6 protein-coding genes are annotated in these 8,502 nt (G+C 39.9%); 2 read left to right on the forward strand and 4 right to left on the reverse strand.

The features are described from left to right. Positions 1 to 422: 422 nt before the first annotated feature. From AC4D4B_RS12965 to AC4D4B_RS12980, 4 genes are all read right to left on the reverse strand, one after another. Positions 423 to 2,363, reverse strand: a complete 1,941-nt coding sequence (locus AC4D4B_RS12965; protein WP_491000117.1) for a glycoside hydrolase family 15 protein — start codon at positions 2,361 to 2,363, stop codon at positions 423 to 425. Positions 2,364 to 2,399: 36 nt separating this feature from the next. Next, positions 2,400 to 3,224, reverse strand: a complete 825-nt coding sequence (locus AC4D4B_RS12970; RefSeq protein ID WP_140461786.1) for a carbohydrate ABC transporter permease — start codon at positions 3,222 to 3,224, stop codon at positions 2,400 to 2,402. After that, the gene (locus AC4D4B_RS12975; RefSeq protein WP_490994911.1) at positions 3,225 to 4,520 is read right to left on the reverse strand and encodes a carbohydrate ABC transporter permease; all 1,296 of its coding nucleotides are present in this window, start codon (positions 4,518 to 4,520) and stop codon (positions 3,225 to 3,227) included. A 100-nt stretch (positions 4,521 to 4,620) separates the two neighbouring features. Continuing rightward, a complete protein-coding gene (locus AC4D4B_RS12980; protein ID WP_491000118.1) occupies positions 4,621 to 5,907 on the reverse strand; it encodes an ABC transporter substrate-binding protein in 1,287 nt (428 codons plus the stop codon). Positions 5,908 to 6,173: 266 nt separating this feature from the next. On the opposite strand from AC4D4B_RS12980, the gene AC4D4B_RS12985 reads away from it, so the two are divergent. Both AC4D4B_RS12985 and uvrB read left to right on the forward strand, forming a co-directional pair. After that, positions 6,174 to 6,401: a CsbA family protein gene (locus AC4D4B_RS12985; RefSeq protein ID WP_066106119.1), complete on the forward strand. Its 228-nt coding sequence runs from the start codon at positions 6,174 to 6,176 to the stop codon at positions 6,399 to 6,401. A 196-nt stretch (positions 6,402 to 6,597) separates the two neighbouring features. Then, on the forward strand, positions 6,598 to 8,502 hold a 1,905-nt coding region (gene uvrB, locus AC4D4B_RS12990; RefSeq protein WP_491000119.1), incomplete at its 3' end, for an excinuclease ABC subunit UvrB.

Consider the following 8,502-nt stretch of genomic DNA (forward strand, 5'->3'; position numbering starts at 1 on the left):
ATGTTTCGAAAGGTATGCAGTTGATTATCGATCTTGTCACAAGTGTTACGAAGAGTTCGGAAGCTGCCTCTGAAATAGCCGGAAATGGAAATGATTATTTATGAATCGATGAAAAAGATATGGAGAATGAATCAAACAAACATTGGAGATTATCCACAGATTAAGTTACTATACTCAGGATATTAATGAAATCATTGCCTCATCTAAAAATAACTAAACGGACGGAGATGTGGCTAAAGCTGTTCAAAAATATAGAGAATCTACTCATATAAAGTGAAAGGATCTTCTGGCCGATATAGACCTGAAGATCCTTTTTGAATAGTTTATCCACAGGGGGAAATTTGCTTTATTTATTAAATATTAAGAAAAAACTGTGATTACCGTGTATAAGTTTGTGGACAACTTGGCTTATCCACAGGTGTTTATAGCTCCATTCCATTCTCTTTCATTTCTAAAACAGTCAAAATGAACATGGCGTGTGACCAAGTAAGCGGTAATACCCAGGCAGGTCTACCTGTAATTTTGTCAATTTGCTCTGCTAACAGATCTAAATCAGTGGCATGATCGACAACCCATTTAAATAATTTCTTTGCTTCAAGCTGTTTATTAATACGAATATAATAAATCGCGAGCCAGAGCGTCGATATAATCCATGGGTCACCACTAATATAGATATCCCCCGGGAAGCGTTCAATACCGCCAATAATCTTGGAGCGGCACAGTCGGTCAATGGTAGCTGCCGTTTGTTTCATTTTTGGATCATTGGCATCAATCATATTAAAGGGTACCTGAAGGCCAAGCAAACAGATATCAATGACATCATCCCTGACCTGACGATAGATTGGATACCCCTTGGCATCATATTCCTTTGAAACATCCTTGCCTTGAGCTTTCTTATTTAAGTAGGCTGGTTCATCCAGTCTTAAATGAAATGCACGGAAAAAAGCTTCATTTGTCTCATTGTAGCCAATCTGCATGATGGTCCTTTTCATAGCTGCTGCAGTATTTCTATAAAGAATAGCTTTTTCGGGATGACCTAATTTTTCAGCCCATTCAGCAGAACCTAACAGGCCTCCATATACTGCGGCGGCTGAATAAAAGTGTTCAGCTTCTCTTTTTTCCCATATATCCATGCTAGGAAGAGGAAGATGGGTGATGGGGTCGATAAACTTCGTAAGGAAGTCCGCCCCTTTTTCCATGACTGCCCACATTTCAACTACAAAATCCTCGTCACCGGTAATTTCATAGAATTGATGGAGTCCCCACAGAATGGAGCCCGTTTCATCAATTTGCAACCCCCAGGCAGGAGCTAAATGACCGTCTAAATAGTGGCGCTGATCCCATTTTCCTTCCTCATCCTGAAGAGTTCTGGCAAATCGGTAAAACTCTTTAACCTGTCTGTGATAGCCTGCACGAGCGTATGCAGTTGCGGTATAGGCTGCATCACGGCCCCAACAATAGGAATATCCACCTGAAAAGGCATATTCCTCATCTACCTCAGGAGCAGCAATGAAACCGCCATTTTTATTGTTCATTAAATGGAACATAAGTAAAGAACGCTCATAAATTTTCTTTGTTCGTTCATCTATAATTTCAACTGGCTTCGCTTGATCCAAATATTCATACCAATAGTGCAAGGTCTCCTTGAAATGCTCGTCAAAGGGAATCTCTTTTACATCCTTTAAGATGTCAATCGCTCCTTGAGAGCCGTTGCCTGCTGCAATATAAAGCGTAATGGATTTTTCCTCGTTGGGATCGAGAGAAAGCGGATCATATTCAATTCCACATGATGATTTATTGGCAATTCTTTTCCCCCTAAGAATACCGTCATTTAGCTCCTTAAATGTAGCTCCGCATTGAAATTTCTTAACGTTATGAGTGGAGCCAACTGCAAATCCATACTCCCTATGATAATGGGTAAAGCTATCGATATCTTCCTCAAACCTAACAGTTTGGTAGCGCCTTTTTTCATCAATCATAAAATCACTGTAAACTACGAAACTTATATTTTGCGGACGATCTGATAGATTTTTAAAGGTAAAGTGCCGAACAAAGACATCTTTTTTGGGTAACACAAAATCGAGCTGTCTAATAGACAAGCCAGAACCGCCGAGTGTGGAAATCGTTTCTAAAATATTCGTGCGGTTCATATAGGCTTGTTTGTGATTCCATACATTCTCATGAAGGAAGAAGGTCTTTACCGAACCTTCAATGCCGCGAATACCTGTATAAAATAGATTTAGATGCTGGGGAAAATCGATATTTGGCCATGTGATTCTTTGCGCCTGCCCATCTTTTGTTAAAGATACCAGCATGCTTGAATTACCAATGATTGCTTCTGTAATATACGGTTTTTTTTCCAACAAAATCCCCCTCAACGTTGAAACAGTACATTTGTTTTATCCCTTCACTGATCCTGATGTCAAACCGGATACTATTTTTCTTTGGAAAATCAACACCAATATAACAATTGGAATGGTGACGATGACAGTTGCTGCCGTTATATCACCCCAAGGAATGGTGTAATCACTTTGGTAAAGGGATATACCTACTGGTACAGTTCGTGCTGCTTCTTTTGAATTAATGGTTAAAGCAAATAAATATTCATTCCAAGCTGCGATAAATACAAGGATGGCCGTCGTAAATACGCCGGGTGCAGCCAATGGGAAAATGATTCTTCTAAAGGTTTGAAATGGTGTAGCACCATCCATCTTCGCTGATTCCTCAAGATCCTTTGGTATTTTCTGAAAGAACGTGGATAATAGCCAAATAGCCAAAGGTAAGCTGAATGTAATATAGGGAATCACCAACCCTGTATACGTATTACGTAAATTGAAGTCGGTTACAAAGTTATAGATTGGTGAAATAATAGCGATATGCGGAAACATAGATGATGCGAGTATTACAGCAAATATAATACCCTTTCCTTTAATCGGTAAACGTGTTAACGCATAAGCTGCAAATGATGCAAACGTGATGGCGATTACGGTCGTAACGGTAGAAACGATTAAACTATTTTTCATGTAACCGAGCAGGGGCCTTGAAGTTAAAGCAGATTTATATGAATCTAGAGATGGATTCTTGGACCACCATTTATACGAGGCAAAAATTTCACCCGGTTCTTTTAAGGATGTAAGAAAGACCCAGAGAAATGGGAACATGATAACAAAGATAAAAAGAGCAATCGACACATAGAAAAGTATGGTTTTTACAGGCTTCTTCATTTAATTTTCCCCCTTTCCGTTTATGCGGTCTCCAAATAGGTCAGAACCTATGAATTTAATGTAAATCAGGCTGATAATCGCCACTGAAACAAACACAATCATCGAGAGGACGGAGCCTTCGCCGAAATTTTGTTGAGCGAATAAGGTTTTATATGCATATATGGTAATCACTTCTGTTGAATTTGCAGGTCCGCCGCCTGTTAAGACGAAAATGAGGTCAAATACTCTGAACGCATCAAGTGTACGGAAGAGCAGGGCAACAAGAATGCTGGATTTTAATAAAGGTAGTGTTATTCTGCGGAATTGGTACCACTTGCTTGCTCCATCGACTGAAGCAGCTTCATAAACATCCTTGGGGATGGTCTGCAAGCCCGCTAACAATAACAAAGCCATATAGGGTGTTGTTTTCCATATATCCGTTAGAATAACAGACGCCATCGCTCCGGCACCTGTGCTTAATAAATCCCCGGCGTTTGAAATAATATGAAGCTCTTCGAACAAGTGGGCGATAATGCCTGATTGCCCATCATAGAGGAACATCCACATCATCGCTGATACAGCGGTAGGGATCGCCCAGGGAATTAATACAACTGCTCTGACCGCACCTCTGCCAAAGAACGCTCGATTAATTAATAAGGCAATGGCTAATCCAATCACCAATTCAAAAAAGACTGTAATAACTGTGAAAATCATCGTATTGGATAACGATTTCCACATGCGTGCATCAGATAGGTATTTACTGTAGTTACCTAACCCAACAAAGTTTTCCTTCAAAATAGAATCAGAGACAGAAGCAGATAAAGCAGCTGTATCCTTTGCAAGTTCTGACTGCTCTCCCTCGATCGCTTTCAATTCACCACTGATGGATTTTAAATCAGCTTTATAGGCTTCTGCTGTATCCTCATTAATGGAGGCATATTTTTCATCTTTCTCCTTAATAGGTTCAAAGTTGGCAACCTTTTTCTCTACATATTCATATTGCTTTTCGATATCGGATTCATTTAAAAGTTTTTGATGATTTTTTTCAATGAGTTCTGCCCATTGGCTGGATTTATCGCTATTCAATTCTTCTAGATTTTTTTGTAGGTAATAATAATCAGTGGCATACCGTTCAAGGTCAACTTGAGAAGATAGCATTCGTATGGATTTCTCTGGAGTATTCAATCGATAATCAAACATACTGTTCCAAAAAGACATGGCAATTGGATAGAGAACAACAATTCCAATTAGTATAAGAGAAGGGATAATCATGGCATATCCTAATTGTCGTTCGGATAGCGAAAATTTCTTTTTCATATCATTACTCCTTTCAGGATGGACTTCAAAAGCTAAAAAATAGGAGACAAGCTTTTGTGCCCATCTCCCTCCCATTGCCGTTCCTATTAGGCTAAGTTATCTATTCCTTCAATGCAGCCTTCATTTTCGATTCCATATTTTCAATGGCTTCATCAACTGTAATATCCTTTGTTAATGCTTTAGAAATTTCGATTTGCAAAATATCCGATATTTCCTGGTAATTTGGAGTAACCGGCCTAGGTACAGCGTTTTCTAGTGTTTCAACAAAAGACTGTTCTTTGAAAACAGGAGCCGCATCCTGTACTTCCTTATCCTCATATAAAGCTTTTATGGTTGGAGCACGTCCGCCTTCGGTCGCAGAGATTTTTTGTCCTTCTTCCCCAGTCATGAATTTCACAAATTCCCATGATTCTTTTGGATGATCAGTATAGCGGTTAATCATGGCCATATAGCCTCCGAGTGTCGAAGCTGAGCCTGAATCACCAGCAGGTAAGGAGGTAAAGGCAAAGTTGCCAGCTACCTTTGAGGTACTTTTATCAGCAGCTGTTTTTTCCATATAGGGCCAGTTGCGTGCGAATACAGTTTGGCCTTCCTTAAAGGCAGATTCAGTTTCCGTTTCGGTAAAAGTTAAAATGTTATTTGGCATGAAATCTGCGTTTGCAATTTCAACCATTTTACTAAGTCCTTTTTTGGCTTCTGGACTGTTAATGACGACTTCATTGTTTTCATCGATGATTTTGCCGCCGTAGGAGGCAATGAATTCCATGGCGTTCACAACAATACCTTCATATTGCTTTGCTTGGAAGACAAAGCCTGAGCTTGTGCCTTCTTTCCCGTTTCCTTCTTTAGCCATTTCTATCAACTCATCCCATGTTTTTGGGGGTTCGCTAACCAAATCTGTTCGATAATAAAGAATACCGGCATCTGAGTATTTTGGCAGAGCCCATTGCTTGCCTTCAAATTTCCCGGCTTCAACTGGACCGGGGAAGTAGTCTTCGAGATTTATTTTATCCTGATCGATGAAGCGGTCTAATTCCATCGCGTAGTTAGCTTGGGCGAACTCTGCCGGCCAAACAACATCTGCATCAAATACATCGATTTCAGCACTTTTACTACTGAATGCGGTTACATATTGATCGTGCTGTTGAGTAGAACTATTCGGCATTTCCTGATAGTTTACCTTAATATTCGGATGTTTTTTCTCGAATGCTTCTATCAGTTTTTCTGTACTGCCTGTCGTATCGACTCCTCTGGCATATGTAATTTCAACTGTTTCTTCTTTTGAATCGTTCTCATCATTAGAGGTTTCTTCGGCATCCGAACATGCTGTTAAGGCAATCCCTAAGAAAGCAGCAGAAGAGATGGATAACCATTTTTTAAGTTTCATATTTTCCCTCCTATATTAATGAATACTTGCTTCTTTATAAATTCCTTTAGATTTGGTTAACGAAACCTAAATTTGGATAAAATTTCATACATAATCCTAAAGGCCTATGGACACATTTGAAGTCAGAGGGGTGTCAAATGGAGGGCCAGTCAGCGATTAACTTAGTATCCTGCTGGATTAATCACATGAAATGTAATATATTTGTAGCTGAATAGAATTGCTGGAAAATAGCTGCGTGATTCCAGAGGAAGCAGGTGAGACCTCAGATGAAGATTTTAATAGCTCTTTTAGCTCCAGGTTTATTAGTTGTGCTCTTTTCAAGAGTGACATATAGCTGCATAGTCGGTTTATGTTTAACAGTTGCCCTAATCGCCGCATCAGCGTATAAAGGCTATACATCATCCTGGCCTCTGATTATAATTGACGCATTTTCATTAACGGCCGGGTATTGGTATTCTCAGCGGATGATCAAAAGAACACCTAAAAGTGCATAAACAACAGACTGAGTCTTCCATATTATTGAGGAAGACTCTTTTATTTTTTGGCAGGATGGGCATAAATGATATTATTAAAGTTAAAAAAAGGGAATGTTTGTTCGCTTTTTATTGGTTTGTTTATAGATGATTGTGGTAAAATATTGTTATCAAATAAAACGAGATTTGAGATGAAAATGATGAAAGGGGCTTTTGTGTGAGTAAACAATTTGAATTGGTTTCCAAGTATACTCCTCAAGGAGACCAGCCAACTGCAATTAAAGAGCTAGTGAATGGAATTAATAATGGCGTTAAGCATCAAACGCTTCTTGGCGCTACTGGAACCGGAAAAACATTCACGATTTCAAACGTGATAAAAGAGATTAATAAGCCCACCCTTATCATTGCTCATAATAAAACGCTTGCTGGACAGCTGTACAGTGAATTTAAAGAGTTCTTCCCGAATAATGCAGTCGAGTATTTTGTCAGTTACTATGACTACTATCAGCCTGAAGCATATGTACCTCAGACTGATACCTTTATAGAGAAGGACGCCAGTATTAATGATGAGATAGATAAACTGCGCCACTCTGCGACATCTGCATTATTTGAGCGGAAGGATGTCATTATTATTGCCAGTGTATCCTGTATTTATGGCTTGGGTTCTCCAGAAGAATACAGGGAAATGGTTTTATCCATTCGAGTTGGCATGGAAATGGAGCGGAACCAGCTATTACGTAAATTGGTCGACATTCAATATGAACGAAATGATATTAACTTTCAACGCGGAGCATTTCGAGTTCGAGGAGATGTAGTTGAGATTTTTCCAGTCTCAAAGGATGAACACTGTGTACGTGTTGAATTTTTCGGCGATGAAGTGGAACGGATCAGAGAGGTGGATGCGCTGACTGGGGAAATTATCGGCGAAAGAGATCATGTAGCTATCTTCCCTGCATCCCACTTCGTTACAAGAGAAGAAAAGATGAGGATTGCCATTCAAAATATAGAGAAGGAATTGGAAGAGCAGCTCACCTTTTTAAGAGGTGAAGGAAAGCTTCTCGAAGCACAGCGTTTGGAGCAAAGAACCCGTTACGATCTTGAAATGATGAGAGAAATGGGCTTTTGTTCAGGGATCGAGAACTATTCCCGACACCTGACCTTAAGGCCGCCGGGCTCTACCCCCTATACCCTTATCGATTATTTCCCTAAAGACTTTTTAATGGTGATAGATGAATCCCATGTTACAGTCCCGCAGGTTCGCGGTATGTATAATGGAGACCGCGCCCGGAAAGAGGTACTTGTCAATCATGGTTTCCGTTTGCCGTCTGCAATGGATAATAGGCCTTTGCAATTTCAGGAGTTTGAAGAACATGTCAACCAGATTGTTTATGTGTCTGCTACACCGGGGCCTTATGAACAGGAGCATTCACCGGAAATGGTTGAACAGATTATCCGTCCAACGGGACTGCTGGACCCAACTATTGATGTTCGTCCGATTGAAGGTCAAATTGATGACTTGTTAGGGGAAATCAACGAGAGAATCTCAAGGGATGAGCGTGTCCTGATCACTACACTGACTAAGAAAATGTCTGAGGATTTAACGGATTATCTAAAAGAACTGGGCATCAAGGTTCAGTATTTGCACTCTGAGATTAAAACACTTGAACGAATCGAAATTATCAGAGATCTGCGTCTTGGAAAATATGATGTGTTGATTGGAATAAATTTACTGCGTGAAGGAATTGATATTCCGGAGGTCTCACTCGTAGCCATTCTTGATGCGGATAAAGAAGGATTCCTTCGTTCAGAACGGTCTCTTATTCAAACGGTCGGCCGTGCTGCCCGTAATTCGAACGGTCACGTTATTATGTATGCAGATAAAATAACGAATTCAATGGAAATAGCGATTTCTGAGACTAAACGGCGCCGTGCGATCCAGGAAGAATATAACAGGAAACACGGAATCGTTCCTAAGACGATCCAGAAGGATATCCGTGATATTATTCGAGCCACTCATATAACGGAAGATAATGAAGAAGAAAAAGCAGCAAATAAATACGAGAAGCTTTCCAAGAAAGAGCGTCAAAAAGTAATTGCAAATATGGAAAAAGAAATGAAGGAA

The organism is Pradoshia sp. Z6_59, from assembly GCF_058267515.1.

Excerpts from the sequence above, each read along its gene's own strand:
- AC4D4B_RS12980 (WP_491000118.1), bottom strand. The coding sequence starts at position 5,907 with ATGAAACTTAAAAAATGGTTATCCATCTCTTCTGCTGCTTTCTTAGGG.
- AC4D4B_RS12975 (WP_490994911.1), bottom strand. The coding sequence starts at position 4,520 with ATGAAAAAGAAATTTTCGCTATCCGAACGACAATTAGGATATGCCATG.
- AC4D4B_RS12970 (WP_140461786.1), bottom strand. The coding sequence starts at position 3,224 with ATGAAGAAGCCTGTAAAAACCATACTTTTCTATGTGTCGATTGCTCTT.
- AC4D4B_RS12985 (WP_066106119.1), top strand. The coding sequence starts at position 6,174 with ATGAAGATTTTAATAGCTCTTTTAGCTCCAGGTTTATTAGTTGTGCTC.